Origin of the sequence: Streptomyces sp. NPDC047079, from assembly GCF_040643755.1 — a bacterium.
Taxonomy (GTDB): domain Bacteria; phylum Actinomycetota; class Actinomycetes; order Streptomycetales; family Streptomycetaceae; genus Streptomyces.
In genome coordinates, this window is record NZ_JBEYUZ010000022.1 from 36,171 (window position 1) to 61,090 (window position 24,920).

Below are 24,920 nucleotides of genomic sequence, written 5' to 3' on the forward strand. Positions count from 1 at the left end.
GCGGCGAGGATAGAAAGGTCTGGACCATAGGTCAATAGGTCTGGACCAGTACCCGGGGTGGGGCGCTAGATCCCCAACTCCTGGGCGAGCACGGCGGCTTGGACCCGGCTGCGCAGCCCCAGCTTTCCGAGAAGACGACTGACGTGCGTCTTCACGGTGGCCTCCGCCATGTCCAGCCGGGAGGCGATCTCCGCGTTGGACAGCCCCTCACCGAGGCACGACAGCACCTCCCGCTCGCGGCGGGTGAGAGCATCCAGGACCGCCGGGTCCGCCTTCGGCTCCCGTACCGCTCCCGCGGCGAACTCGGCGATCAGCCGCCGGGTCACGGCCGGCGCGATCAGTCCCTCCCCGCGCGCCACCGTACGGACCGCCTCCACCAGATCCGCGGCCTCCGCGTTCTTCAGCAGAAACCCGGCCGCCCCCGCGCGCAGCGCCCCGAACACATACTCGTCGAGGTCGAAGGTGGTCAGCACGAGGACGTCGGCGAGCTTCTCCCGCACCACCTGCCGGGTCGCCGACACCCCGTCCAGACGCGGCATCTGCACATCCATCAGGACCAGATCCGGCCGCAGCTCCCGGGCGCGCGCCACCGCCTCCTCGCCGTCCGCCGCCTCCCCGACCACCTCGATGCCGGGCGCACCGCGCAGGATGAGGACCAGCCCGGCGCGCACAGCGGACTGGTCCTCGGCGACGAGCACACGGATCATGCGGACTCTCCTTGGGCGAGGGGAAGCAGGGCGCGCACGGACCACAGCGCCCCGTCCGGGCCGGCGTCGAACGTACCGCCGAGCAGCGCGGCCCGCTCCCGCATCCCGACGAGGCCGGACCCGGAGCCGGGGGCGCGCGGCCCGTCCGGGCGGCCGTAGGGGCTGGTCACCCGCACGGAGAGGACATCGTCGTCCTGGGCGAGGGACACCGTGACGCGGCCCGGGCGGGCGTGCTTGAGGGCGTTGGTGAGGGACTCCTGCACGATCCGGTACGCGGCCAGCTCCACCGGCGCGGGCACTTCCCCGCACCGCGCGTCGAGCGTGACGTCGAGGCCGTTGGTGCGCGCGTTCTCCACCACTGCGCCCAGCCCGTCGAGGGTGGGGGTCACGGCGGGCGCGCCGTCGTCCGCGCGCAGGATGCCGATCAGCCTCCGCATCTCGGCGAGCCCCGCCACGCTGTTCTCGCGGATGACACCCAGCGCGTCCCGGGAGGTGTCCGGGTCGTCGAGGGAGAGGGCCGCCGTGGAGTGAATGGCGATCGCGGAGAGGTGGTTGGCGACCATGTCGTGCAACTCCCGTGCCACCCGAGCACGTTCGTCGGTGACCGCCTGGGCGCGGTCCATCTCGGCGAGCAGGGCGGTCTGTTCGGCGCGCAGCCGGGCCGCCTCCGCGGCGTCGCGGTGATTGCGCACCACCCAGCCGGTGGCGGCCGGCGCGAGGGTGACCACCCCGACCCCGACGCCGATCAGCAGCCCCCGCGGGTCGCGCCACAGGGTCAGGGGCAGGACCCCCCCGATCACGGTCAGCAGACCCGTGATCCAGGGCAGCCGCCGGGCGGAGGCCGGGGTGCCGTACAGGACGGCGGCGTACATCAGGTCCGTGAACATCACGGCGGTGGCCACATTGCCCTGGGTCACCGTATCGGCGCTCAGCGCGGCCGTCCCGATCAGCACGGCGGCCTTCGGGTGGGTGCGGCGCAGCAGCTCGCAGCCGGCCGTGACGACGAGCGGCACCAGCAGTGCCCACCGCCCCGTCCACAGCACGACGGGGTCGTGGACCCCGCGGGGGCTGAGCCCGAGGGCCCACAGCAGCACTCCGCCGAGCAGCCCGCCCACGGCGATGAGCACGTCGTCACGGTGGGGGCGGGGGAGTCGAAGGGCCATGACTCCATCCAACACGGCATGCGGGGCGCCCGCGTGCGCCCCCGGAAGGGTCCCGGACTGCATCTTTCGATGTACCGCGACCTCGTCACCGCCGCCGACGACGCGTGCGGCTCGCGGCGGGAGCCTGGTGGGACGAGCGAGGGGAGCGAACCGTGATCGTCACACTGATCGTCGTCTGCGAGGTCGGCTTCTGGGTGCTGCTGGCGGCGGGTCTCGCCGTCCGGTACGTGCTGAAGCGGCGCCGCGCCGGGGCGGCGCTGCTGCTGTGTGTGCCACTGCTGGAGGCGGCCCTGTTCGTCGCGACGGCCGCCGACCTGAAGAACGGCGCCACGCCGGGCTGGGAACACGGGCTCGCGGCGCTCTACCTCGGCTTCACCGTCGCCTACGGGCCTCGTCTGATCCGGTGGCTGGACGGGCACGCGGCCCACCGGCTGGCCGGGGGACCGCCCCCGTCGCAACCGCCGCGGTACGGCAGGGCCCGCGCCCGGCACGAGGCGAGACTGTGGCTGCGGGCGGTGCTCGGGGCGGCGGTGGCGCTCGTTCTGCTGGAGCTCGCCGTCCTGTACGTCGGCGACGACGGCGATGTCGGCGCCCTGCGCACCTTCCAGTGGGTGGCGGTGCGCGCGGTCGGCGTCTACGGCCTGATCGTCCTGTCGTATCTGCTCTTCCCCAAGAAGGCCCCGGCCGCCGACACCCGGCAGAAGGGGGACCGTACGCTGACCGAGCGGTAGCCGGAGGGAGCGGGGAGGACGGATGAGCGAGGGAATACGGCCCGGCGCGGTGCTGGTCGTCGACGACGACCCGGCCATCCGCCGCTCGCTGGAGCGGGGGCTGCGACTCGGCGGCTTCCGCGTGAGCACCGCCGCAAGCGGCGCACAGGCGCTGGCGGCGATCCGGGACACACCGCCCGATGTGCTCGTCCTCGATGTGTCGATGCCCGGCATGAGCGGCATCGAGGTGTGCACACGTCTCCGGGACGACGGCCAGGATCTGCCCGTCCTCATGCTCTCCGCGCTCGACGAGACCGCCGACCGCATCGCCGGACTCCAGGCGGGAGGCGACGACTACCTGGTCAAACCGTTCGCCCTGCAAGAGCTGGTCCTGCGGCTGCACGCCCTGCTGCGCCGGCGGCCGCCGGCGGATCCGGACGTCCTGCGGGCGCCGGACCGGGATGTTCTGCGGGTGGCGGACCTGGTGATCGACCCGGCGGCCCGCACCGCCCACCGGGGCGGCAGGCGCCTGGAGTTGACCCGGCGCGAGTTCGAACTGCTGGAGGTGCTCGCCCGCAACGCCGGCCTCGTCCTCACCCGCGACCAGCTCCTGGACCGGGTCTGGGGCTACGACTTCGAGGTGCGCACCGACGCCGTCGACACCTTCGTCAGCTATCTGCGGCGCAAGCTGGAGGCGGACGGCGGGAAGCGGCTCCTGCACACCGTGCGCGGAGTGGGCTTCGTCCTGAGGGAGGAGCCGTAGCCGTGCGACTGTCCACCCGCATCGGGCTGGCCGTGGGACTCACCGTCCCGCTGCTCGTGCTCGCCTCCGGCTGGCTGCTGCTGCGCCTGGTGGCCCAGGACCTGCGCCACGAGGAGGACGGCCATCTACGCGAGCGGGCCACCGCCGTGGCCCCGGACGCGCGCGCCCTGCTCCGGGCGGCCGCCGCCGGCCGGCCCAGAGCCGCCGACACCAGGGAACGGCAGCTGTACAGCGCCGCGCTCGACGTCGGCGTCCGCGTCGTCGGACCCACGACGGCCTTCAGCGGTGGACCGCAGCCCGGTGCCTCGGTCGCCCTGCCCGCGCGAGCCGCCGGGCCCGTCACCGTGCGGGACGCCGGGCGCGGCTGGCGGGCCCTGGCCGTGCCGATCGAGGGCGCCCACGTCAGGGGCACCCTCTGGGTGTTCCGGCCCGACACCGCCGACCGCACCCAACTCCGGCTCGTGCGGCGGCGGGTGGTTCTGACCGCCCTGCTCGCCGCCCCGCTGTCCGGGCTGCTCGCCTGGGGCGTCGCCACCGGTGCCACCGGTCCGCTGCGCCGCCTCGGCCGCCGCGCCGCGGGCCTCGACCCGCGGACCAGTGCCGCCCGGCTGGACCACGAGCCGACCGGCGTGCGGGAGGTCGACGACCTCGCGGCCGCCCTGCGGACGGTACTCGCCCGCTACGACGAACAGGCCGCCCGCACCGCCGAGGCCCTCCAGACGGCCCGCTCCTTCTCCGCCGCGGCCTCGCACGAACTGCGCACCCCGCTGATGAGCATGGGCACCAATCTGGACATCCTCATGGACCACCCCGCTCTCCCCGAGCCCGACCGCACGGAGGTCCTCGCCGATCTGCGCCGCGAGCACGCCCGCCTCCTCGGTCTGCTGGTGATGCTGCGTGAGCTCGGCAGGGGCGATCTGGTGGAGGCGGAGGCGTTCCGGACGGTGGACGTGGCGGAGGCCGCGGACGCGGCGGTCGCCGAGGTCCGGCGCCGTGATCCGGACGCCCGGATCACCCTGCGGGCGGAGCCGGGGCTCACCGTGCACGGCTGGGAACCCGGGCTGCGGCTGGTGCTGGACAACCTGCTCGTCAACGCGCTGGCGCACGGCCGGGACCCGCAGGGGCGGGCGACGGTGGCGGTCACCGTGGCGGGGACCGGCACCGAGGTCGTGATCACGGTGGACGACCGGGGTCCGGGCGTCCCGCCCAGGGCCCGCGGCCGGATCTTCGAACGGTTCCGGCGAGGACCGGACAGCACCGGCTCCGGTCTCGGCCTGACCCTGGTCGCCCAGCAGGCCGCCCTGCACCGGGGCAGCGTCACGGTGACGGACGGGCCGGACGGCGTCGGTGCGCGGTTCGAGGTACGGCTGCCGCGGGCGGGCGGGGCGCTGCCCGAACGACGGAACTGGCTGATCGCGGCAGCCGGGGCAAACCGGTCACAGAGTTCCCACAAAGACGGTTCCTAGCCTCCGCCGCGATGGACGGACGACGGGGCCGTCCGGGAACGGAGGCGAAGATGAACGTACGACGGCGGCGGCGCACCCTGCTCGCGGGGCTGGCCACGGCCGCGCTGCTGGTGAGCGGGACCGGGGCGGCGGCGGCCGCGGACTCGCCCGCTCCCGCTCCGACCGGCGACGGGGCTCGCGCGCTGTGCAAGCGCGTGCCGAAGATCGACCGGCGGATCGAGCGGGCGCTGAAGCGGCTCGAGGCAGGCGCCGACGTCCGGGGGTCCGTCGCGCGGCTGCGGCAGCGCGTGGACAACGCGAAGAAGGCCGGCCACGGAGAGATCGCCACCTATCTCCAGCACCGGCTGGACGTCCGCACCTCCCTGGTGCCGACACTCCAGCAGCGGCAGAAGGATCTCGCCGGGGTCAGGAGCTGGTGCGCGGCCCACGGGAACGGAAAGGCGGCCGGCTGATGAGCGGACGGCGGATGCCGTGGGTCGCGGTCCCCGCGGTGGTCCTGTTCGTGGGCCTTGCCACGGGCTGCGCACGGGACCACGGCGCGGCCACCCCGCCCGCCACACCCTCCGCTTCCGCGGGCGCGCCGCAGGACGTGCAGCGGGACATGGAGAGGAAGGTGGCCGCCGCTCAGTCCGCGCTCGCGGCGGCGGACCGGGACGCCGCACAGGACGACGGCCGCTGAGGACTCCCCCGGGCGGGGAGCGCCGCTCAGCGCTCCCCGCCCGGGACCCACAGGACGTCCCCGGTCTCCCTGTTGGCGTACCGGGCCAGAATGAACAGCAGGTCCGACAGCCGGTTGAGATAGGTCGCGGTCAGCGGGTTCATCACCTCCGCGTGGACCTCCAGCGCGGCCCAGGTGGAGCGCTCGGCCCGCCGTACGACCGTGCACGCCTGGTGCAGCAGGGCCGCGCCCGGGGTGCCGCCGGGCAGGATGAACGAGCGCAGTTTCTCCAGCTCGGCGAGGAAGCGGTCGCAGTCCGCCTCCAGCCGGTCCACGTAGAACTGCTCGACCCTCAGCGGCGGGAACTCCGGGTTCTCCGCGACCGGCGTCGACAGGTCCGCGCCCACGTCGAACAGGTCGTTCTGCACGCGGGTGAGGACCTTGACGACCTCCTCGTCGAGGCGGCCCAGCGCGATCGCGGTGCCGATCACCGCGTTCGCCTCGTTGGCGTCCGCGTACGCGGCGATGCGCAGATCGGTCTTCGGCACACGGCTCATGTCGCCGAGGTGCGTCGTGCCCTTGTCGCCGGTCCGCGTGTAGATGCGCGTCAGATTGACCATGCGACCAGCGTAGTTAGACCACGGCCGTGCGGAACACCCGTGTGCCCGCCGTCACGGCCGATGGGCCCGGGCGGGGGGCGGCCGGGACGTGGTAACGGCGGACGTACGGCGGGTACGACGGCGGGGCCCTGTCCGGGGGAAGCGGCGCGTGAGGCGCTCGCTCTTCCGGGCGACAGGGGGCAGCCGTTGAGCCGGAAGGTGCTCAAGTAAGCCGTCCGGGCGGCGCAATGAAGCGTGCCGGTGTGATGTCCGTCATGTGAGACGTGACGCGCGTTACTAACCGGTCACACAGCGCCTCTCGGACGCTAGGGTCCGGCCGAGAGGCCTATAGAGACAGCGCGTCAGGGGAGTCGCACAGTGGCACGGAAGCTTGCCGTCATCGGAGCCGGACTCATGGGTTCCGGTATTGCCCAGGTATCCGCCCAGGCCGGTTGGGACGTCGTCCTGCGTGACGTCACGGACGAGGCGCTGACGCGCGGCACGGACGCCATCAAGGCCTCCTACGACAAGTTCGTCAGCAAGGGCAGGCTCGAGGCGCACGACGCCGAAGCGGCGCTCGGCCGCATCACGGCGACCACCGACCTGGACGCCGCCGCCGACGCGGACGTCGTCGTCGAGGCCGTTTTCGAGAAGCTCGAGGTCAAGCACGAGATCTTCCGGACGCTCGACAAGATCGTCCGCGAGGACACCGTACTGGCGTCCAACACCTCCGCCATCCCGATCACCAAGATCGCGGCGGCCACCGAGCGCCCCGAGCGCGTCGTCGGTGTGCACTTCTTCTCCCCCGTGCCGATGATGCAGCTCGTGGAGCTGGTCCGCGGCTACAAGACCAGCGACCGGACCCTGGCCGTCGCACGTGAGTTCGCCGAGTCCGTCGGCAAGACCTGCATCGTCGTCAATCGCGACGTGGCCGGCTTTGTGACGACCCGTCTCATCTCGGCGCTGGTCGTCGAGGCCACCAAGCTGTACGAGTCGGGCGTGGCCACCGCCGAGGACATCGACCTCGCCTGCAAGCTGGGCTTCGGCCACGCCATGGGTCCGCTGGCCACGGCCGACCTCACCGGCGTCGACATCCTGATGCACGCCACGAGCAACATCTACACGGAGTCCCAGGACGAGAAGTTCGCTCCGCCGGAGCTGATGCGCCGGATGGTTGACGCCGGTGACTTCGGCCGCAAGACCGGGCAGGGCTTCTACACGTACTGAATCCGCACGCACTCCTGAGGCCGCACCTCATCGGGTGAATTCGGTATCGGTTCGCTCACAGACGGCAACCTGACGGCGCTCAGCGCAGTCAGACGTTGCACAACCACAACACGGAGTACGCACGACGCACTCTCGGGGAGCGCATATGCACATCAGGGGCGACCACGTCGAGCTGGTCGTCGGGGGCCGCCTCGACGTCCGCACCGCGGCGGACGCCCGTACGGTCCTGCACTCGGCCGTCGACGACGGGGTCGGCGACCTGGTGCTCGACCTGTCCGAACTGGACTCCTGGGACGCCACCGGACTCGGGGTGATCATGGGCGTCCACCGCCGGGCCGGGAGGTGCGGTCGGCGGCTGGTGCTGCGTGACGTCCCACCGCAGATGCAGCGCCTGCTGGTGGCCACCCGGCTGCACCGGATCCTTGCCATCGAGGGCGGCATCGGCGTGGAGTCGCTCCCCAGGGTGTGAGCGGGCGGTGTTCTTCGCGGCGTCACGGGAGTGAACGCCGACGAAACGCACGTGGCGCCCAATCCTCACGAGATTATGACGTCTCGGGCGGCGCGGTACCCCGGCTTGTCAGAGATACTGTGCGAAGGTTTAAGGTGCGGCTGCCCGCGGCCCGCATCCCTCGTGCGGGCACCGGACCAGAGGCGACAGCGCAGTGTGCGGCAAGGCCGGGAGGGGCTCAGGCACACGACGCTTTTGGGGGCTTGGACCTATGGACCCGAACAACCCGGGACCCGAGGAGTACGGCCACGACGGCGCCCATGCCGCACCGCGCCAACGCCCGCCGCGGGACCCCATGGCATCCGACTTCGGGCAGCCGGCACCGGCTCTGGCCCGCACCGTGCACGTCGTGGCGGGCGACTTCCTCGTCACCGTCAACCCCGTCGACGGCAGCGAGATAGAGGTCTGCCCGCCCGGGCAGCGGCCCGAGCGCCCGGTGAAGCGCACCGCCGCCCAGCGGGCGGAGACGGCCCGCGCCGCGAAGCCGCCCGTACCGGCCGGGGCCGGGCGCCCGCGACCGCCCCTGCTGGAGCGCCAGGAGGAGCGGGAGCGGCTGGTACGGCTCCTCGCCCGCGGACGCTCGGTCCGGCTCACCGGCCCGTCCGGCTCCGGCCGTACCGCGCTCCTGGACATCGTCGCCGAGGACTGCGCGGACCTCGCCCCCGACGGCGTGATCCGCCTCAGCGGCCACCGGCGCACCACGAGCGACCTCCTCCACGACCTCTTCGCCGCCGTGTACGACGCGCCCCTGTTCCGCCCCGACCCGGACGAACTGGGGCAGTACCTCCAGGAGGTCGGCGCCGTCGTCGTCCTCGACGACCTGGAGTTCGGCGGCAGCGCGCTCGACGAACTGCTCGATGCGACCCCCGAGTGCGCCTTCCTGCTCTCCGCCACGCCCGACGTCCCGGCGCCCTCGGCCGACTCGCAGGTGGAGGAGGTCTTCCTCGGGGGACTCGACCGCGCGGGCAGCCTGGAACTCCTCGAACGCGCCGTCGGCCGCGACCTCACCGAGGAGGAGGCGAACTGGGCGGGCGACCTGTGGTTCGAGTCCGAGGGGCTGCCGCTGCGCTTCATGCAGGCCGGGGCGCTGCTGCGGCAGCGGGACCGTCAGCGGGCCGAGGAGGACGCCGTCGACGAGTTCGGCGTCTTCCAGGACGTCCCTTCCGCCAAGGCCTCGTCCGAGCAGACGGGCGGCCCCGAGCCCCGCGACGCCGCCGAGGGACACCCGGTCCCCCTGCCCTCGCTCGCCGAGGCCGCGGCGGCCGCCTCCCTGCTCGCCTCCCGGCTCAGCACGTCGGCGCGCGAGACGCTCAAGTTCGCGGTCGCGCTGGGCGGCGAGGTGCCCCACCAGACGCATCTGCCGGCCCTCGTGGACGACACCCACGCGGACGCGGCGCTCGCCGAGCTCGTCGACTGCGCACTGGTCTCCCCGGTCGGCTCCCGCTACCGTCTGGCGGCCGGGGTACCGGCCCAACTGGAGGCGGCCGGGTACGCGACCGGGGCGGAGGAGTACGCCCTCAAGGCCGCCCAGCACTACTCCTGGTGGGCCGGGCACCCCTCGGTCACCCCGGCGAGGGTCGTCGCCGAGGCGGACGCCGTGCTGGCCGCGCTGGCCGTCCTGGTGCCGCTCTCGTCCGGGGTTCCCGCCTCGCCCAAGCAGGAGGGATCCCCGGCGTCGTCCGGAGAGGACGAGCAGGAGAGCGTAGCCGTACGGCTGGCCCTCCAGGCCGCGCCCGCGTTCGCCGCGGGGCTCGACTGGGGAGCCTGGGAGCGGGCGCTGCGCTCCGGCGCGGAGGCGTCCCGGCTCGCCGGCGAGGTCGGCGAACAGGCCTACTTCCACCATGAGTTGGGCATACTCGCGCTCTGCGCGGGGCAGGTCGAGCGGGCCCGCGCCGAACTCGAGGCTTCCATCGGGCTGCGCGGCGCGCTCGCCGACAAGCGCGGCACGGTCGCCGGGCGGCGAGCCCTCGCCCTGGTCGGCGACCGCGCGGGCACGACGCCGCTCGTCGCGCGCGCAGCGGCCGGGGAGGAAGCACCGGGGGAACCGGCGGCCGCCCCGCCCGGCGGAGTACCGGCCGGCTTCGGCCCCTTCGCGTCGACCGGTGACAGGGCCACGCCGGTCACCGACCGGGCGTCGACCGAGCCGGTGGCCCGGCTCGCCGGCGACCGCGGTATGGGGAAGGGCAGTCGGCGCAATCTGGTGGCCGCGGGCGCGGGGGCGGCACTGGTCGCCGTGCTCGGCACCGTGGTCATGCTCGGCATGACCTCCAACAACGACCGCAACGCCCCGTCCCAGAAGCTCCGTGTGGGCCCCTCGGCGACCCAGGGCCCGAACGACGACGGGCTGGGCGCGGACAAGGCCGGCGGCGGCGAGGCGGGCGGCGGAGGCGGTTCCGGCGGGGCAGGCGCCCCCACGCCGACGAATCCCGGCCCTGACGGCACCTACGGCACCTCCGACGATCCGACACCGCGGAGCACCGGAGGCGTACCGGCCGACGCCCCGACGAGCGGGCGGGCGACGGCCCCGTCGAAGTCGCCGTCGAAGCCGACGTCCCGGCCGCCGACGAAGCCGACGAGGCCGACGACGCCGACGTCGAAGCCACCGACGTCGTCGCAACCGCCGAGCTCGCCGCCGCAGACGTCGACCCCGCCGCCTTCGTCGCCCCCCGCAACCACGCCGCCCGTCTCCAACTCGGCCAGCGGCACGGCGTCCTCCAGCGCCCCGGCCGCGACCACCGGTTCCGCGAGCGCGCCGGAGAGCAGCGGTTCGGGGACGCCGGGCGGCACGAGCCCGGTGATCTGACGGCCCTTGTGGCATGGGAGAGGGCTGGGTCCCGGTTCCGGGACCCAGCCCTCTCGGTGTGGGGGTACGGCGACGTCAGAACAGCCGCAGCTTGTCGTCCTCGATGCCCCGGAGCGCGTCATAGTCCAGGACGGCGCAGCCGATGCCGCGGTCGGTGGCGAGGACGCGGGCCTGGGGCTTGATCTCCTGGGCCGCGAAGATGCCGCGGACCGGCGCGAGGTGCGGGTCGCGGTTCAGTAGTTCCAGGTAGCGCGTGAGCTGTTCCACCCCGTCGATCTCGCCGCGCCGCTTGATCTCGACGGCCACGGTCCCGCCGTCGGCGTCCCGGCACAGGATGTCCACCGGGCCGATCGCCGTCATGTACTCGCGGCGGATGAGCGTATAGCCCTCGCCGAGCGTCTCGATGCGGTCGGCGAGCAGTTCCTGGAGGTGCGCTTCCACGCCGTCCTTGATCAGTCCGGGGTCCACGCCGAGTTCGTGCGAGGAGTCGTGGAGGACTTCCTCCATCGTGATGATCAGTTTCTCGCCGGTTTTGTTGATGACGGTCCAGACGCCCTCCTCCTCGCCCGTCCCCTCCTTCAGCGTGCACGGCGGCGACATCCAGTTGAGGGGCTTGTAGGCCCGGTCGTCCGCGTGGATCGAGACGCTGCCGTCCGCCTTCACCAGGATCAGACGGGGTGCGGAGGGAAGGTGGGCGGTGAGACGGCCCGCGTAGTCGACGGAGCACCGGGCAATGACGAGACGCATGGTCGGCAACGCTACTCGACCGCACCGCCCCGACGCGATTCGCCCTCCTCGGGCGCTCCTGGCGGGGGCTCTCCCGCGTCCTCCCTTTCACCCGGGATGCCCCCGTTCGCCAATGGCTTGTTGTGTGCCTAATGAGAGTCGGCTCTGCGCGCATTCGCCTGGTGCCGTCACCGTCCGTTGCTTACCGTAGTAAACGGGAGGTCGCGTCATGTGTACGCAGCGTGTTCGATATTGCGAACTCCCGTCCCTGTCCGTAAACCCCTGTTGTCTCGGGGTGCGAGAGGAGTACCCATGTCGCTCGACGTCTCACCGGCCCTACTGGAACAGGCCGAGCGAGGCGAGGTCGACGAAGCCGATTTCGTCGACTGCGTCCGGACCTCCCTGCCCTATGCGTGGGAGATGATCAGCTCCCTGGTGGCCCAGCTGAAGGTGGACGGCGGCGAGTTCGCCGACAACCAGACGCCCCCGCCGGACGAGCAGGCACGTGGACAGCTGCTGCGTGCGCTTGCGAGTGACGCGATACGCGGCGCCCTGCAGCGGCACTTCGGAGTGCGCCTGGCCTTCCAGAACTGCCACCGGGTGGCGGTGTTCCCGCTGGACTCCTCAGTGGACGACACGTTGGTTCGCTTCACCTCGGTCCGCAGTCAACTGCTCAACCAGTCGCCGGAACTGCGCGACTGCTGAGACACGCGAAGCCGTAGGGCTTGCCGCTCTGTGACACGGGAGGTGCATCTGTACCCGAGCGGCAAGCTCCCGTCGGGCCCGGGTGACGGGCCCGGCCCGGCGGGCTCAGCGGATCTGGGGGAGCACCTCGGCCCCCAGCCTGCGTACGTTCTCCTCCGTCGCCGCGAGGTCCCCTGAGCCCTCGACGAGCAGGGCGAAGCGGTTGATGCCCGTGCGCTCGGAGGTGGCCGTGAGCCGGTCGGCGCACAGCCGAGGGGTGCCCACCGGGTGCAGCCCGCAGAGCAGTTCGGTGTAGGCCAGTGGGTCCCGCATCGTCCGGGCCCGGCCGTCGACCGTCACATGCGCGTCGAGCCCCTGTTTCAGCCAGCCTGGCATCGACTTCATCAGCGTCTCGACGGCGTCGGTGCGGCGGTCGGCGATCTGGCAGACACCGGCCGAGACATGGGCGGCGCGGGCGATCGCGTCCCCGTCGATTCCGGCCGCCTGCGCGCAATTCCGCCAGAGGGCCACCATGTCCGCCTTCTCCTCGTCCCCGACATGCATGCCGAGGAGCATCGGCAGCCCCCGCTCGGCCGCCAGCCGTACGCTCGAGGGTGAGGTGCAGGCGACGACGACCTCGGGGCCCTCGGTCTCGGTGAGCGACTCCGAAGGGCGTGGAACGACCGGGACTTCACGGAAGGTGAATCGTTCCCCCTTGGTGGCGACGGACGGTTCGCGCAGCCAGCGCACGAGCAGATCGAGTGATTCGGGGAAGTCCTTCTCGTACGCCCGAAGACCCGTGCCGAAGACCTCCAGGTCCACCCAGGGGCCGCCGCGCCCCACCCCGAGGGAGAAGCGCCCGCCCGTCGTGAGGTGCAGCAGCGCGGCCTGCTCGCCGAGCGCCACGGGGTGGGAGGTGGGCAGGACGCTCACCGCCGTGCCGACCCGGATCCGGCGGGTACGGCCCAGCACGAGGGCGGCCAGGGTGATCGCGGACGGGCATGTGCCGTACGGCACGAAGTGGTGCTCGGCCAGCCACACCGCGTCGAGGCCCGCCTCCTCGGCGACCTCGGCCGAACGCACCGCCCGGTGCAGCGCCTCGCCCTGGCCCTGGCCCGGAAACTGGGCCCCCAGTACAAAACTTCCAACGTGCATGGCATTTCCTGCTTTCCTGGCTCCGACGCGGAGCTCCCCCACCCGGCATAACTGCCTGACATGTGCCCAAGTCACGGCCTCGGCGAGAGATTTGCGGATAGTCTGCAGAATCGGCCGGTGGGAGGGGGTTCTGTCAGGGTTGAAGACGTACGCGTACCCCCGCCGGCGCCGCGTAGGCTGGGTGCGGACCCTGCTTCCCTGTACAGCCCCGTGAGGTGTTCCGTGTCCCCGCGTCGCAACCGCCCCAAGGGCTCCGGCTCGTCCGGCCGGAGCGCGGACGACGACGACAGGTCCCGTTACGGCGGTCGGCAGACCACCGAGAGCTGGCGCGGCGAGGAGTGGAGCGTGCGCCATGTGGCGGGCGCGGCGGCCGAGGGCAAGACCTACCGCTGCCCGGGCTGCGACCAGGTGATCCCCTCCGGTGTCCCGCACGTGGTGGCCTGGCCCGAGCACGCGGGCGTGGACGACCGCCGGCACTGGCACCGGGCGTGCTGGAACGCCAAGGACCGCCGCACCACGCGGGTGCAGCGGTCCCGTAACGCGCCCAGGTACTGAAGACCGGGCTTTCGAGGGCGGCTACACGTCCCGCTTCTCCAGCAGCAGCCAGGCGCCCGCGCAGACGACGGCGGTCACCCCCGCCATGATCCACAGCGGGTCCCAGCCGGACGGGCCCGACGACGTCAGCGAGTTGGCGTAGAAGACGCTGAGCTGGTTCGGGATCGAGTACTCGAACAGCGCGGTGCGCACGCCGTCGAGCGACTCGGAGAACATGAACAGCGCGATGACCAGCGGTGCCAGCACAAGGCCGATCATGATGGTGATGGCGCCTGCCGAGTGCCGGATGACCGAGCCGATGGCGAGTGACAGCAGCCCGAGCAGCGCCAGGTAGAGCGACACGCCGAACGTGGCCTTCAGCCATTCCATGCCGGAGGGCTGCCGGGTGCCGTCGAGCAGGGCCACGTCGGCGAACGCGACGAGGGCGACGGAGAGCAGGCTCACCGTGAAGGCGACCGCGAAGAACACGACCGCCTTCGCGGCCAGCACCCGGCCGCGGGAGGGGCACGCGACCATCGTGGTCCGGATCATGCCGGTGCCGTACTCGGAGGCGGTGGTCAGCACGCCGAGCGTGATGAGGCAGATGCTGCCGAGCAGCAGCCCGAACACCCCGAACGACAGGGGGTTCTCCCCGGACAGGTCGGTGCCCCCGGAGTTGGCGGCCACCAGCAGGGCGACCAGCAGACCGATGCCGACGACGAGCAGGAGGAACACGCCCAGCGTCCACATCGTGGAGCGGACCGACCTGATCTTCGTCCACTCCGAGGCGATGGCGTGCCCGAGGTGCGTACGCACCACGGGGATCGGCGAGGTGTAGGTGGGGTACGCGGAGCCGGGGGCCGCCTGCCAGGCGGGCGCGGCCTGCGGCATCGGGGGCTGGGGCGTGCTCATCGGGCGTCCTCGGACTTGGTCAGGTCGGCAGCAGGGGCAGAGGCGGGAGCGGGCGAGGAGGCAGGCGGAGCGGCCGGCGTCGGCTGGGTGGGCGGCTGCTGGGGTGTGGAGACCGCGGGGGCGGGCGCGGCGGCCGGAGCCGGCCCCTGGGCCTGCGGGGCCGGCCGCCCGTCCGCGCCGAGCGCCCCCTGGGTGCCGTAGGGGCCCGAGGGCGGCTGTCCGGGCAGCGCGAACGGCTGCCCGCCCTGCTGGGGCGGCGGCGGGGCGTACCAGCCCGGCTGGCCCTGCCCCGGCACCGGCACCGGCGGCTGGACGCCGGGCGGCAGCGGCTGCATCAGACCCGCCTTCTGGTCGACGGTCGAGCGGTAGTCGACCGCGGCCTGCGTCATCCGCATGTACGCCTCCTCCAGCGACGCCTGGTGCGGCGAGAGCTCCCACAGGCGTACGTCGGTGTCGTGCGCGATGTCGCTGATGCGCGGCAGCGGCAGTCCGGTGACGCGCAGGGCGCCGTCCTGCTCGGGCAGCACGTGCCCGCCCGCCTCGGTCAGCGCGGAGGTCAGCTTCTCCCGCTGCTGGGGCTCGGTGTCGGGCGTGCGCACCCGCGCGAAGTCGGCGGAGTTGGCGGAGATGAAGTCCTTGACGCTCATGTCGGCCAGCAGCTGCCCGCGCCCGATCACGATCAAGTGGTCGGCGGTCAGTGCCATCTCGCTCATCAGATGGGAGGAGACGAAGACCGTACGGCCCTCCGCCGCGAGCGCCTTCATCAGATTGCGCACCCAGAGGATGCCCTCGGGGTCGAGGCCGTTGACCGGTTCGTCGAACAGGAGCACCTGGGGGTCACCGAGGAGCGCGGCGGCGATGCCGAGGCGCTGGCCCATGCCGAGCGAGAAGCCCTTGGACCGCTTCCTGGCCACGTCCTGGAGTCCGACGACGCCGAGCACCTCGTCGACGCGGCGGGCCGGGATGCCGGACAGCTGGGCCAGGCACAGCAGGTGGTTACGGGCGGCCCGGCCGCCGTGCACGGCCTTGGCGTCGAGCAGGGCGCCCACCTGGCGGGGGGCGTTGGGCAGCTTGCGGTACGGGTAGCCGCCGATGGTCACCTGCCCGGCGGTGGGGTTGTCCAGGCCGAGGATCATCCGCATGGTCGTCGACTTGCCCGAGCCGTTGGGCCCGAGGAAGCCGGTGACGGCACCCGGCCGCACCTGGAAGGAAAGGTTGTACACGGCCGTCTTGTCGCCGTAGCGCTTCGTCAGGCCGACTGCCTCGATCATGCTCCGCACCCATCGAAAGGTTCAGGACGTCGGGGCCCACACTGCCCCCGTAAGGGTTAGGAGGATATCCGGGCGCTGACGGTTCCACTCAAGAGAACGTAAAACCCCGCAGGTCACGGGGGTGAACCGGTTCTTACCCGGAGAAGGTACCGGTCTCGCCTGGTCAGCAGGTCCCGGGGCCCGGAGCCCGGGGGAAGCGGCGGCGGACGGTCAGGCGTCCCGCCTCCTCAGCAGGGCGTACCCCCCGGCCAGCGCCGCGGCCACCCACAGCACCATGATCCCGAGGCCGCCCCAGGGGCCGTACGGGGTGTCGTCGCCGAGGCTCGGCACGACCTGGAGGATCCTGCTGCCGGCCTGGTCGGGGAGGAAACGGCCGACCTTCTTGGTCGCGGAGACGCTCCCCAGGACGGTGGAGATCAGGAAGAAGAACGGCATCAGGATGCCCAGCGACAGCATCGGCGAGCGCAGCATGGCGGCGACCCCCATCGAGAACACGGCGATGAGCGTCATGTAGAGGCCGCCCCCGAGGACCGCGCGCAGCACGCCGGGATCGCCGAGCGAGGCCCGGTAGGGACCGAGCATCACCTGCCCGAGCAGGAAGGCGACGAAGCTGGTGACCAGGGAGACGACGAGGGCGAGGGCGGCCGCCACCGCGACCTTGCCGAACAGGAACGTGCCGCGCCGGGGGACCGCGGCGAGCGAGGTGCGGATCATGCCCGTGCTGTACTCGTTCGACACCACGAGCACCCCGAACACGATCATCGCGAGCTGGCCGAGGCTCATCCCGGCGAAACTGACGTAGGTCGGGTCGAAGAAGAGCCTTTCGGCCGGGCTCGTCCGCTCGAACTCGCTCCGGGTCAGAGCCGAGATCAGCATGCCGAGGACCACGGTGACGAGCAGGGCCAGGGACAGGGTCCACACCGTGGACGCCACCGACCGGATCTTGGTCCACTCCGAGCGCAGCACCTGGATCGCCGCCGCCATGGCTCAGGCCCCCTTCCGCCCGCCGGCGCCCCACCCGTCGCGCGCCGCCTGCCGCGGCCGGACACCGCCGGGGGCGTCGGTGTGCGCGTGGTACTCCACCGTCTGCGCCGTCAGTCGCATGAACGCCTCCTCCAGTGACGCCTGCCGGGGGCTCAGCTCGTGCAGCACGATCTGGTGGCGGGCGGCCAGCTCACCGATCAGCTCCGCCTTTCCGTCGTCCAGCTCCAGTGCGCCGTCGCCGCACTCGACCACCGTGATGCCCGCCTCGTGCAGCACGTCGAGCAGCCGCTCGCGCTGCGGGGAGCGGATCCGGACATACGACCGGGAGTTCTGCCGGATGAAATCGGCCATCGAGGTGTCGGCGAGCAGCCGGCCCTGGCCGATGACCACGAGATGGTCGGCGGTCAACGCCATCTCGCTCATGACGTGGCTGGAGACGAACACGGTCCGCCCCTGCGCGGCCAGGGATTTCATCAGGGTGCGGATCCAGTGGATGCCCTCGGGGTCGAGGCCGTTGGCCGGCTCGTCGAACATCAGGATGCGCGGATCGCCGAGGAGCGCGGCCGCGATGCCGAGGCGCTGGCCCATGCCGAGCGAGAAGCCCTTGGCCTTCTTGCGCGCGACGGAGGTCAGACCGACGGTGTCGAGGACCTCGTGCACACGGGAGACGGGGATGCCGTTGCTCTGCGCGAGGCACAGCAGATGGTTGAACGCGCTGCGCCCGCCGTGCACGGCCCCCGCGTCCAGCAGGGCGCCGATGTACGTCAGCGGATCCCTCAGCTCGTCGTAGCGCATGCCGTCGATGCGGACGTCCCCCGCGGTGGGGTGGTCGAGCCCGAGCACCATCCGCATGGTGGTGGACTTCCCGGCGCCGTTCGGACCGAGGAAGCCCGTGACGAGGCCCGGTCTGACGGAGAACGTGAGGTCGTCGACCGCCAGTTTCTCGCCGTACCGCTTGGTCAGCCCCTCGAGCTCGATCATGAGGTCACGCTAGAACGGCACAAAGCCCCCCGCCACCGGAGTGGCGGGGGGCTCCGCGGACGTGCGGACTGCGGCGTTTACCGGGTCTGCTGCGCCGGAACCCCGCGGGAGATCGGCTCGTCCTCGGCCGGCGAACCCGCGGCGGCCACCGCCGCGCCCGTGAGCGTCGCGAGCATCTCGCGGACGTTCGTGAGCTGGGCGTTGATGGAGTCGCGACGGTTCGTCAGCGCCGCCAGCTCGCGCTCGGACTCCGAACGGATGCGGTCGGCCTTGGCGTTCGCGTCGGCCACGATGTCCTCGGCCTGGCGCTGGGCCGTCTCCACCGTCTGGCGGGCGCGGCGGTCGGCGTCCGTACGGAGCTTCTCCGCCTCCAGGCGCAGCTGCTCGGCACGGTGCTCGATCTCGGCCAGGCGCTTCTCGGCCTTGGCCTGACGGGAGGCCAGGTCGCGCTCGGACTGCTCGCGCCGCTTGGCGAGGTTCGTCTCGAAGTCCGCGGCCGCCTGCGCGGCCTTGGCGCGGGTCTCCTCGAAGAGGGCGTCCGCCTCCTCGCGCTTGGACTGCGCGTCCTTCTGCGCCTCGGCACGCAGCTGCGAGGCGTCGGTCTTGGCCTTCTCGACGATCCGGACGCCCTCGTCCTCGGCCTTGGCCTTGCGCTCCGCAGCGAACGATTCCGCGTCGTTGCGCACCTGCTGGGCCGCCGACTCGGCCAGCTCACGGTGCTGCTCGGCGGCGCGGCGAGCCTCCTCGCGCAGGTCCTTGGCCTCCTCCTCGGCGAGACGGAGGATCTTCTCGACGCGCGCGCCGAGACCCGCGTACGACGGCTCCGCGTCGCTGACGGCGGCCTGGGCGTTCTGCGTCTCGAGGTGGAGCTCCTCGATGCGCTTTTCCAGAGCGGTGATGCGGGCAAGAGCACTGTCACGGTCGGAGACGAGCTTGGAGATCCGTTCGTCCACCTGAGCGCGGTCGTACCCACGCCGCACAAGCTCGAAGCCGTAGGGGGAAGTGTCGCTCATGGGGTTCCTGTCGAATGAGACCGGTGAGGTGATAGGGGAATCCTAGGCGCCGGAGCGGCGTGTCATCGAGCGGATGCGTGTTTGATCTGGAGAATGAGACTCCTTTTGGGTGGCTGACCGTCCGAGGGCTTGCCAGGACCTGTGTGAAACGCCCGACAAGCACAGAATCCTCACTTACTCGCTAGCTGTCTGACGCCTTGCCACCCGAACGGGGAGCACCCACAGTCGCACCGGCCTTGACGCCTCCGTCCTTGCCACCCGACGGGGCCTCGAAGGACTCCAACGCCTCCAGAACGTCCTGGACACGGGAGATCTCCGCGTTGATGTCCTCGCGCCGGCGTACCAGGAGCTCCAGCTCCCGCTTGCCCTCCTCGACCGCCTGGCGGGCCTCGCGGATGGCCTCGGCCTTGATCTGCTCCGCCTCGGCGACCAGCGTGGCCTTCTTCTGCTCGGCCTCCTTGAGCAGGCCCTCGGCCTTCTTGACCGCGGCGATACGGACCTTGCCCGCCTCGGAGTTGGCCTCCGAGAGGGTCTCCTTCGCCTGCGCCCTGGCCTTCTCCAGCTGTTCCTCGGCGGCCTTGACCAGCGCGTCGCACCGCTCGCCCGCCGACTTCATCGCCTCGGCCGACTCGCGCCGCGCCCGCTCGTGCAGCTCCTCGATCTCCGTGGTGATGCGCTCGCGCAGCTCCTCCGCGCGCTCCCGGATCGCGGTCGCGTCCCGGCGCGCGCCGACGAGCAGTTCGTCCGCGTCCGACCGGGCCCGCTCCACCAGCGAGTTGCCCTCGACCGTCGCCTCGGCGACCAGGCGCTCGGCCTCCTTGCGCGCGGCACCCACCATCGTGTCCGCCTGTGCCTCGGCGTCCGCCGTCGTCTTGTGGGCGGTCTGCTGGGCCTCCGTGAGCAGCTTGTCGGCCTCCGCCGCGGTCTCCGAGATGAGCGTGTCCACCTGTTCGGCCGCCTCGGAGCGCCGCTTGTTGGCCTCCTTGCGTGCCTCGTCCAGGGTGCGCTCGGCCTCCTCGCGCGCGGCCGCGGTGACCCGCTCGGCCTCCGCCTTCGCCTCGGCCCGAAGCCGCTCCGCCTCGCCTCGGACGCGCTCGGCGTGCGCCTGCGCGGACCCGACCGTCTCGGCAGCCTCGGCGCGCAGCCGCTCCGCCTCGCCGGTGGCCTCCATGAGGAGCGCGTCGGCCTTGGCCACGGCCTCGGCCCGGACCCGCTCGGCCTCGGTGACGGTCTCGGTGGTGAGCCGCTCGGCCTCCGCCGTCGCCTCGGTGATGAGGCTGTCGGCCTGCCCGGCCGCGTCCGAGCGGATCCGGTTGGCGTCCTCGCGGGCCTCCGCACGGGTGCGCGCCGCGTCCTGCTCGGCGGTGGCGACGGCGTCCGAGGCCTCCGTCCGCGCGCGCTGGGCGTACTCGGCGGCGTCGGAACGAAGCCGCTCGGCCTCGGCGATCGCCTCCCCGACGGTTCGCTCGGCCAGCGACTTCGCGGCGTCCGTCTCCTCGGTGGCCTGCCGGCGGATGCGGCTCGCGTCCTCGGCGGCCCGCTCGCGCTCGGCGTAGGCGTCGGCGCGGACCCGGTCGGCCTCCTCCTGCGCCTCGGTGCGCGTACGCTCCGCCGCGTGCTCGGCGGCCGAGCGCAGCCCGGTGATCTCCTCCTGGGCCTGCTCGTGCAGCCCGGCCACGGAGTCCCGCACCTGCTGGGCGTGGAGCTCGGCGGCGGACACCATCTCGGTGGCGCGCCGGTCGGCCTCCTCCACCAGGCGTACGGCCTCGGCCTGGGCCTCCTCGACCCGGGCGCGCGCCACGGCGAGCAGTTCCTCGCTCTGCTCACGGGCCCGCTCGCGCTCCTGGTCGGCCTCCTGGCGCGCGGCGCCGAGCAGCTCCTCGGCCTCGCGGCGGCGCCGGGCTGCCTCCTCCTGGGCGGCGGCGAGCGTCTCCGTGGCCTCGGCGGCCAGCCGCTCGGCGGCGGCCTGGGCCTCGGACCGCACCCGGTCGGCGGTGTCCTGCGCCTCCGACTTCAGCCGCTCGGCCTCGGCCGCGGCGTCCGAGCGCAGGCGTACGGCGAGGGCCTCGCCCTCGGCGCGGGAGGCGGACGCGTCGGCGGCGGCCTCCGTACGCAGCCGGTCGGCCTCGGCCTCGGCCTGCGTCTGAAGCGTACGGATCCGCTCGGCGGCGTCCGTGCGCAGCCGCTCGGCCTCCTCGACGGCCTCGCGGCGGATCCGCTCGGCCTCCGCCCGGGCGTCGGCGAGCGCCTGCTCGGCGGAGGCGAGCCGCTGCTCGGCCTCGGTCTGGAGTCGGGTCAGCTCCTCGGCGGCCTCCGTCCGGCGTGCCTCGACGGCCCGCTCGGTCTCCTCGCGCAGGGCGCCGGCCGCGCGCTCGGCCTCCGCCTTGATCGCGTCCGCCAGCTCGACGGCCTCGTCGCGCTGGGTCTCGGCCTCCTTGCGGGTGCGCTCCAGGGTCTCCTCGGCCTGGCGGCGCAGCGTCGAGGCGCGCTCGATGGCCTCGGTGCGCACCTTCTCGCTGTCGGCGGTGGCGCTCTGGCGCAGCTCGTCCGCGTCGGCCTTCGCCTTGCCGAGCAGCTCCTCGGCGGTCTTGGCCGCCTCCTCGATCTGCTGGACGGCCTCGCGCCGGGCCTCGGCGCGGATCCTCTCGCCCTCGGCGACCGCCTCGGAGCGCAGCTGCTCGGCCTCGCCACGCAGCCGCCGTGCCTCCTCCTGAAGCTCGACGGTCTTGGCCCGGTACTCCTTGGTGTCGTCCTTCGCCGCGCCCTTGAGCTGCTCGGCGATGTCGTGCGCCTCGGCGCGCAGCCGGTCCGCCTCGGTCTCGGCCTCCCGGCGGATCCGCTCGGCCTCCTCGGCGGCGGCCTTGGTGGTCGCCTTGGCGTCCTCCGACGCCTTGGTGAGGACGTCCTCCGCCGTACGGGCGGTCTTGGCGAGCTGGGAGGCGGTCTCCTCGGCGGTGATGCTGCGGGCCTTCTCGGCGGCCTCGGCGACGATCTTCTCGGCCTCGGCGCGCGCGTCCGCGACCACCTGCTCGGCCTCGGCCTTGGTGGCCTCCGCCTCCTTGGTGGCCTCGCTGACCAGCCGGGCGACCTGCTCCTTGGCGGTGCGGGTGCGCTGCTCGTTGGCCGACTCGGCATTGGCGAGCGCCTTGGCGGCGGCCTCCTTCGCCTCGGCGACGGCCTTGTCGGCCTCGGCGCGCGCCTCGCGCAGCGCCGCCTCCGCCTCGGCCATCCGCTGCTCGGCGGCCCGGCTCAGCTCCGACGAGTGGCGGCGCGCGGCGTCCGTCTCGCTCGCGGTGGAGGACCGCAGCTGTTCGGCGTGGTCGGTGGCCTCCTGGGCCTGGGTGGACGCGGCGTTCAGCAGCCGCTCGGCGTCCGCGCGGGCCCGGCGCAGGATCTGGTCGGCCTCGGCACGGGCGGCCTCGGCATCGCTCTGCAGCCGCTGCCGGGCCTCGGTGGTGAGCCGCTCGGCCTCGGCGCGAGCGGCGGCGAGGGCCTGTTCGGCCTCGGCGCGGGACTCCTCGACCAGTCGGCGGGCCTGCGCCTCGGAGCGGGCGCGCAGCTGCTCGGCCCAGGCCACGTTCTCGTTGACGTGCGACTCGACGGTCTGGCGGCGCTCCGCCAGCTCCTGGTCCAGCTGCTGGCGGCGGGAGACGGCCTCCGCGTGCAGCTCCGCCTGGAGGCGGGCGACCTGCTCGGCATGCTCCTGGAGGATGCGCTGGGTCTGCGCGCGGGCCTGGCTCAGCTCCCGCTCCGCGTCCGCCCGCAGCTGGTCCGCCTGCATCTGCGCCGTACGGAGCATCTGCTCGGCCTGATAGCCGAGGTCGGCCCCGTCGTAGGCGGGACGGGTCATGAGCGTGCGCCGCGCCTCGTGCAGCTTGGCGCGCAGCACCTCGACCTGGTAGCCGAGGTCTTCGGCGTGCTGGATCGCCTTTTCCCGCTCGGTCTTCAGCCGCTCCATCTCGGCCTCGAACCGAGAGAGGTGGTCGACGTCAGCCGCCGGCTCTCGCTCCTGGCGTTCGTAGCCCCGCACTGCGCGGTCCCATCCGTCCCCTGGTCGCAAGTCTCTCCAAACGAGCTCCGTCCATCCGCCGAACGGGGCCCCCGGGGAATGGTGTCAGATCAACGGCGGAGCACGGGCTGCTGCCCCGACGCTCGTCCCCCGAAACCCGGACCCCGGTCACATGTCCCGCCGGTCACGGAGGGACACGGTCGCCCTGGTGGAGCGGCGACCGTCCCCAACCCTACCGGCCCCTATGTACGGGAGTCAGTGCTCAGGTGACTCAACAGCCGCCGATGTGACGAGTTCTGTGAGGACACCATGGCAGTCCTTGGGGTGCAGGAAGGTGATCCGCGACCCCATGGAACCACGTCGGGGCTCCTCGTACAGGACGCGTACGCCCTTGTCCCTGATGGCCTCGGAGTCCTCGTCGACGTCGGCCGTGCCGAAGGCGATGTGGTGCACACCCTCACCGTTCTTGGCCAGCCACTTCGCCACGGTGGAGTCCTCGCGGACGGGTTCGAGCAGCTGGAGGTAGGAGGCGCCGCCGTCGTCCGTGTTGTTGATCTTCAGCATGGCCTCGCGCACGCCCTGCTCTTCGTTTACCTCGGTGTGGAACACGGTGAAGCCGTAGGTCGAGGTGTAGAACTCGACAGTCTTGTCCAGGTCGAAACAGGCGATCCCGATGTGGTCGATTCGCGTCAGCATGGAATCAGTGCAGCGCTCCCGGCGTGGTTACGCAACGTGCGCGCGATCACACTGACAGCCCGGTGACGGGGTGCACTACCCCTCAGTACATTCGAAGTAAACCCTCGTTCACTCCTCGGCTGTGCAAGCCGGAAGGGGATCGCAGCTCATGTCTGGAACGAACAGCACGACCTCCGTCATCGTCGCGGGTGCCCGCACCCCGATGGGGCGGCTGCTCGGCTCGCTGAAGTCCTTCTCCGGAGCCGACCTCGGCGGCTTCGCTATCAAGGCCGCCCTCGACCGTGCGGGGATCGGTGGCGACCAGGTGCAGTACGTGATCATGGGGCAGGTGCTCCAGGCCGGGGCGGGGCAGATCCCGGCGCGTCAGGCCGCGGTCAAGGCGGGCATCCCGATGAACGTCCCGGCCCTGACGGTCAACAAGGTGTGCCTGTCGGGTCTGGACGCGATCGCGCTCGCCGACCAGCTGATCCGCGCGGGTGAGTTCGACGTGATCGTCGCGGGCGGCCAGGAGTCCATGACCAACGCCCCCCACCTGCTGCCGAAGTCCCGCGAGGGCTTCAAGTACGGCGCCGTCGAGCTGCTCGACGCGATGGCCTACGACGGCCTGACCGACTCCTTCGAGGGCGTCGCCATGGGCGAGTCCACGGAGCGGCACAACACCCGTCTCGGCATCGGCCGCGAGGAGCAGGACGAGATCGCCGCCCTGTCCCACCAGCGGGCCGCGGCCGCCCAGAAGAACGGCGTCTTCGAGGCCGAGATCACCCCGGTGGAGGTACCGCAGCGCAAGGGAGAGCCCGTCGTCTTCAGCAAGGACGAGGGCATCCGCGGCGACACGACGGCGGAGTCGCTGGCGAAGCTGCGCCCGGCTTTCAGCAAGGACGGCACCATCACGGCCGGCTCCTCCTCGCAGATCTCGGACGGCGCGGCGGCCGTGGTCGTGATGAGCAAGGCCAAGGCGCAGGAACTGGGCCTGGAGTGGATCGCCGAGATCGGCGCCCACGGCAATGTGGCGGGGCCGGACAACTCGCTCCAGTCGCAGCCGTCGAACGCGATCCTGCACGCGCTGAAGAAGGAGGGTCTGGAGGTCTCGGACCTCGACCTGATCGAGATCAACGAGGCGTTCGCGGCGGTTGCCGTGCAGTCAATGAAGGATCTGGGAGTTTCCATCGAAAAGGTGAACGTCCATGGCGGTGCGATTGCCCTCGGTCACCCGATCGGCATGTCCGGCGCCCGGATCGTCCTCCACCTCGCCCTGGAGCTCAGGCGGCGCGGCGGAGGCGTCGGCGCCGCCGCGCTGTGCGGTGGCGGCGGCCAGGGTGACGCGCTGATCGTGCGGGTACCCAAGGCCTGA

Annotated in this window: 23 protein-coding genes; 11 read left to right on the top strand and 12 right to left on the bottom strand. The window is 72.4% G+C overall.

Annotated elements, in window-relative coordinates; genetic code table 11:
- Positions 1 to 65: 65 nt before the first annotated feature.
- Positions 66 to 707, bottom strand: a complete 642-nt coding sequence (locus ABZ823_RS24475) for a response regulator transcription factor (RefSeq protein ID WP_361664184.1) — start codon at positions 705 to 707, stop codon at positions 66 to 68.
- Entirely contained in the window at positions 704 to 1,870 is a 1,167-nt protein-coding gene (locus ABZ823_RS24480; protein ID WP_361664187.1) for a histidine kinase, read from the bottom strand. The genes ABZ823_RS24475 and ABZ823_RS24480 overlap by 4 nt, the downstream gene beginning before the upstream one ends.
- 152 nt (positions 1,871 to 2,022) lie before the next feature.
- Between ABZ823_RS24480 and ABZ823_RS24485 the strand changes: the two genes are divergently transcribed.
- The 5 genes from ABZ823_RS24485 to ABZ823_RS24505 are packed head-to-tail and all read left to right on the top strand — an operon-like array spanning position 2,023 to position 5,488.
- Positions 2,023 to 2,601 carry a hypothetical protein gene (locus ABZ823_RS24485; RefSeq protein ID WP_361664190.1) on the top strand — a complete coding sequence of 193 codons (579 nt, stop codon included), beginning with the start codon at positions 2,023 to 2,025 and terminating at the stop codon, positions 2,599 to 2,601.
- Between the two features lie 22 nt (positions 2,602 to 2,623).
- Positions 2,624 to 3,343: a response regulator transcription factor gene (locus tag ABZ823_RS24490; protein ID WP_361664192.1), complete on the top strand. Its 720-nt coding sequence runs from the start codon at positions 2,624 to 2,626 to the stop codon at positions 3,341 to 3,343.
- 2 nt (positions 3,344 to 3,345) lie between these two features.
- Complete coding sequence (locus ABZ823_RS24495; RefSeq protein WP_361664196.1) at positions 3,346 to 4,809, top strand: HAMP domain-containing sensor histidine kinase; 1,464 nt, start codon at positions 3,346 to 3,348, stop codon at positions 4,807 to 4,809.
- A gap of 11 nt (positions 4,810 to 4,820) precedes the next feature.
- Positions 4,821 to 5,261 carry a hypothetical protein gene (locus ABZ823_RS24500; protein ID WP_361664199.1) on the top strand — a complete coding sequence of 147 codons (441 nt, stop codon included), beginning with the start codon at positions 4,821 to 4,823 and terminating at the stop codon, positions 5,259 to 5,261.
- Positions 5,261 to 5,488 carry a hypothetical protein gene (locus ABZ823_RS24505; RefSeq protein ID WP_361664202.1) on the top strand — a complete coding sequence of 76 codons (228 nt, stop codon included), beginning with the start codon at positions 5,261 to 5,263 and terminating at the stop codon, positions 5,486 to 5,488. The genes ABZ823_RS24500 and ABZ823_RS24505 overlap by 1 nt, the downstream gene beginning before the upstream one ends.
- A 26-nt stretch (positions 5,489 to 5,514) precedes the next feature.
- On the opposite strand, the gene ABZ823_RS24510 is transcribed toward ABZ823_RS24505, so the two are convergent.
- The gene (locus ABZ823_RS24510; RefSeq protein WP_361664205.1) at positions 5,515 to 6,087 is read right to left on the bottom strand and encodes a cob(I)yrinic acid a,c-diamide adenosyltransferase; all 573 of its coding nucleotides are present in this window, start codon (positions 6,085 to 6,087) and stop codon (positions 5,515 to 5,517) included.
- A 357-nt stretch (positions 6,088 to 6,444) separates the two neighbouring features.
- On the opposite strand from ABZ823_RS24510, the gene ABZ823_RS24515 reads away from it, so the two are divergent.
- From ABZ823_RS24515 to ABZ823_RS24525, 3 genes are all read left to right on the top strand, one after another.
- Positions 6,445 to 7,293 carry a 3-hydroxyacyl-CoA dehydrogenase family protein gene (locus ABZ823_RS24515; RefSeq protein WP_361664208.1) on the top strand — a complete coding sequence of 283 codons (849 nt, stop codon included), beginning with the start codon at positions 6,445 to 6,447 and terminating at the stop codon, positions 7,291 to 7,293.
- Positions 7,294 to 7,438: 145 nt separating this feature from the next.
- A complete protein-coding gene (locus tag ABZ823_RS24520) occupies positions 7,439 to 7,762 on the top strand; it encodes an STAS domain-containing protein (protein ID WP_361664211.1) in 324 nt (107 codons plus the stop codon).
- 250 nt (positions 7,763 to 8,012) lie between these two features.
- Positions 8,013 to 10,604, top strand: a complete 2,592-nt coding sequence (locus ABZ823_RS24525) for an ATP-binding protein (RefSeq protein WP_361664214.1) — start codon at positions 8,013 to 8,015, stop codon at positions 10,602 to 10,604.
- Between the two features lie 75 nt (positions 10,605 to 10,679).
- On the opposite strand, the gene nucS is transcribed toward ABZ823_RS24525, so the two are convergent.
- Positions 10,680 to 11,351 carry an endonuclease NucS gene (gene nucS, locus ABZ823_RS24530; protein WP_361664217.1) on the bottom strand — a complete coding sequence of 224 codons (672 nt, stop codon included), beginning with the start codon at positions 11,349 to 11,351 and terminating at the stop codon, positions 10,680 to 10,682.
- Positions 11,352 to 11,642: 291 nt separating this feature from the next.
- Here nucS and ABZ823_RS24535 point away from each other — a divergent pair, with 291 nt between their 5' ends.
- Positions 11,643 to 12,035 carry an SCO5389 family protein gene (locus ABZ823_RS24535; RefSeq protein WP_361664220.1) on the top strand — a complete coding sequence of 131 codons (393 nt, stop codon included), beginning with the start codon at positions 11,643 to 11,645 and terminating at the stop codon, positions 12,033 to 12,035.
- A gap of 105 nt (positions 12,036 to 12,140) precedes the next feature.
- Here ABZ823_RS24535 and ABZ823_RS24540 read toward each other — a convergent pair whose 3' ends face one another.
- Positions 12,141 to 13,169, bottom strand: a complete 1,029-nt coding sequence (locus tag ABZ823_RS24540; protein ID WP_361664223.1) for an LLM class flavin-dependent oxidoreductase — start codon at positions 13,167 to 13,169, stop codon at positions 12,141 to 12,143.
- Between the two features lie 222 nt (positions 13,170 to 13,391).
- Between ABZ823_RS24540 and ABZ823_RS24545 the strand changes: the two genes are divergently transcribed.
- Positions 13,392 to 13,724: an ATP/GTP-binding protein gene (locus ABZ823_RS24545; protein WP_361664226.1), complete on the top strand. Its 333-nt coding sequence runs from the start codon at positions 13,392 to 13,394 to the stop codon at positions 13,722 to 13,724.
- Between the two features lie 21 nt (positions 13,725 to 13,745).
- Here the strand turns inward: ABZ823_RS24545 and ABZ823_RS24550 are convergent, their stop codons facing one another.
- The 7 genes from ABZ823_RS24550 to mce form a co-directional block, all read right to left on the bottom strand.
- Complete coding sequence (locus ABZ823_RS24550; protein WP_361664229.1) at positions 13,746 to 14,615, bottom strand: ABC transporter permease; 870 nt, start codon at positions 14,613 to 14,615, stop codon at positions 13,746 to 13,748.
- Positions 14,612 to 15,886 (bottom strand): ABC transporter ATP-binding protein, encoded by a 1,275-nt coding sequence (locus tag ABZ823_RS24555; protein ID WP_361664232.1) that lies wholly within the window; start codon positions 15,884 to 15,886, stop codon positions 14,612 to 14,614. Before ABZ823_RS24555 ends, ABZ823_RS24550 begins: the two co-directional genes overlap by 4 nt.
- A 210-nt stretch (positions 15,887 to 16,096) precedes the next feature.
- Positions 16,097 to 16,870: an ABC transporter permease gene (locus ABZ823_RS24560; protein WP_361664235.1), complete on the bottom strand. Its 774-nt coding sequence runs from the start codon at positions 16,868 to 16,870 to the stop codon at positions 16,097 to 16,099.
- A 3-nt stretch (positions 16,871 to 16,873) separates the two neighbouring features.
- Positions 16,874 to 17,851 carry an ATP-binding cassette domain-containing protein gene (locus tag ABZ823_RS24565; protein WP_361664238.1) on the bottom strand — a complete coding sequence of 326 codons (978 nt, stop codon included), beginning with the start codon at positions 17,849 to 17,851 and terminating at the stop codon, positions 16,874 to 16,876.
- Positions 17,852 to 17,928: 77 nt separating this feature from the next.
- Positions 17,929 to 18,864 (bottom strand): cellulose-binding protein, encoded by a 936-nt coding sequence (locus ABZ823_RS24570; protein ID WP_361664241.1) that lies wholly within the window; start codon positions 18,862 to 18,864, stop codon positions 17,929 to 17,931.
- 181 nt (positions 18,865 to 19,045) lie between these two features.
- Positions 19,046 to 22,894, bottom strand: coding sequence for a polarized growth protein Scy (gene scy, locus ABZ823_RS24575; protein ID WP_361664245.1), 3,849 nt, complete (start codon positions 22,892 to 22,894; stop codon positions 19,046 to 19,048).
- Positions 22,895 to 23,128: 234 nt separating this feature from the next.
- Positions 23,129 to 23,569: a methylmalonyl-CoA epimerase gene (gene mce, locus ABZ823_RS24580; protein ID WP_361664248.1), complete on the bottom strand. Its 441-nt coding sequence runs from the start codon at positions 23,567 to 23,569 to the stop codon at positions 23,129 to 23,131.
- Positions 23,570 to 23,717: 148 nt separating this feature from the next.
- Here mce and ABZ823_RS24585 point away from each other — a divergent pair, with 148 nt between their 5' ends.
- On the top strand, positions 23,718 to 24,920 hold the full coding sequence (locus ABZ823_RS24585) for an acetyl-CoA C-acetyltransferase (protein WP_361664251.1): 1,203 nt from the start codon (positions 23,718 to 23,720) through the stop codon (positions 24,918 to 24,920).

Excerpts from the sequence above, each read along its gene's own strand:
- ABZ823_RS24475 (WP_361664184.1), bottom strand. The coding sequence starts at position 707 with ATGATCCGTGTGCTCGTCGCCGAGGACCAGTCCGCTGTGCGCGCCGGG.
- ABZ823_RS24480 (WP_361664187.1), bottom strand. The coding sequence starts at position 1,870 with ATGGCCCTTCGACTCCCCCGCCCCCACCGTGACGACGTGCTCATCGCC.
- ABZ823_RS24490 (WP_361664192.1), top strand. The coding sequence starts at position 2,624 with ATGAGCGAGGGAATACGGCCCGGCGCGGTGCTGGTCGTCGACGACGAC.
- ABZ823_RS24500 (WP_361664199.1), top strand. The coding sequence starts at position 4,821 with ATGGACGGACGACGGGGCCGTCCGGGAACGGAGGCGAAGATGAACGTA.
- ABZ823_RS24505 (WP_361664202.1), top strand. The coding sequence starts at position 5,261 with ATGAGCGGACGGCGGATGCCGTGGGTCGCGGTCCCCGCGGTGGTCCTG.
- ABZ823_RS24510 (WP_361664205.1), bottom strand. The coding sequence starts at position 6,087 with ATGGTCAATCTGACGCGCATCTACACGCGGACCGGCGACAAGGGCACG.
- ABZ823_RS24520 (WP_361664211.1), top strand. The coding sequence starts at position 7,439 with ATGCACATCAGGGGCGACCACGTCGAGCTGGTCGTCGGGGGCCGCCTC.
- ABZ823_RS24525 (WP_361664214.1), top strand. The coding sequence starts at position 8,013 with ATGGACCCGAACAACCCGGGACCCGAGGAGTACGGCCACGACGGCGCC.
- nucS (WP_361664217.1), bottom strand. The coding sequence starts at position 11,351 with ATGCGTCTCGTCATTGCCCGGTGCTCCGTCGACTACGCGGGCCGTCTC.
- ABZ823_RS24535 (WP_361664220.1), top strand. The coding sequence starts at position 11,643 with ATGTCGCTCGACGTCTCACCGGCCCTACTGGAACAGGCCGAGCGAGGC.
- ABZ823_RS24540 (WP_361664223.1), bottom strand. The coding sequence starts at position 13,169 with ATGCACGTTGGAAGTTTTGTACTGGGGGCCCAGTTTCCGGGCCAGGGC.
- ABZ823_RS24550 (WP_361664229.1), bottom strand. The coding sequence starts at position 14,615 with ATGAGCACGCCCCAGCCCCCGATGCCGCAGGCCGCGCCCGCCTGGCAG.
- ABZ823_RS24555 (WP_361664232.1), bottom strand. The coding sequence starts at position 15,886 with ATGATCGAGGCAGTCGGCCTGACGAAGCGCTACGGCGACAAGACGGCC.
- ABZ823_RS24560 (WP_361664235.1), bottom strand. The coding sequence starts at position 16,870 with ATGGCGGCGGCGATCCAGGTGCTGCGCTCGGAGTGGACCAAGATCCGG.
- ABZ823_RS24565 (WP_361664238.1), bottom strand. The coding sequence starts at position 17,851 with ATGATCGAGCTCGAGGGGCTGACCAAGCGGTACGGCGAGAAACTGGCG.
- ABZ823_RS24570 (WP_361664241.1), bottom strand. The coding sequence starts at position 18,864 with ATGAGCGACACTTCCCCCTACGGCTTCGAGCTTGTGCGGCGTGGGTAC.
- mce (WP_361664248.1), bottom strand. The coding sequence starts at position 23,569 with ATGCTGACGCGAATCGACCACATCGGGATCGCCTGTTTCGACCTGGAC.
- ABZ823_RS24585 (WP_361664251.1), top strand. The coding sequence starts at position 23,718 with ATGTCTGGAACGAACAGCACGACCTCCGTCATCGTCGCGGGTGCCCGC.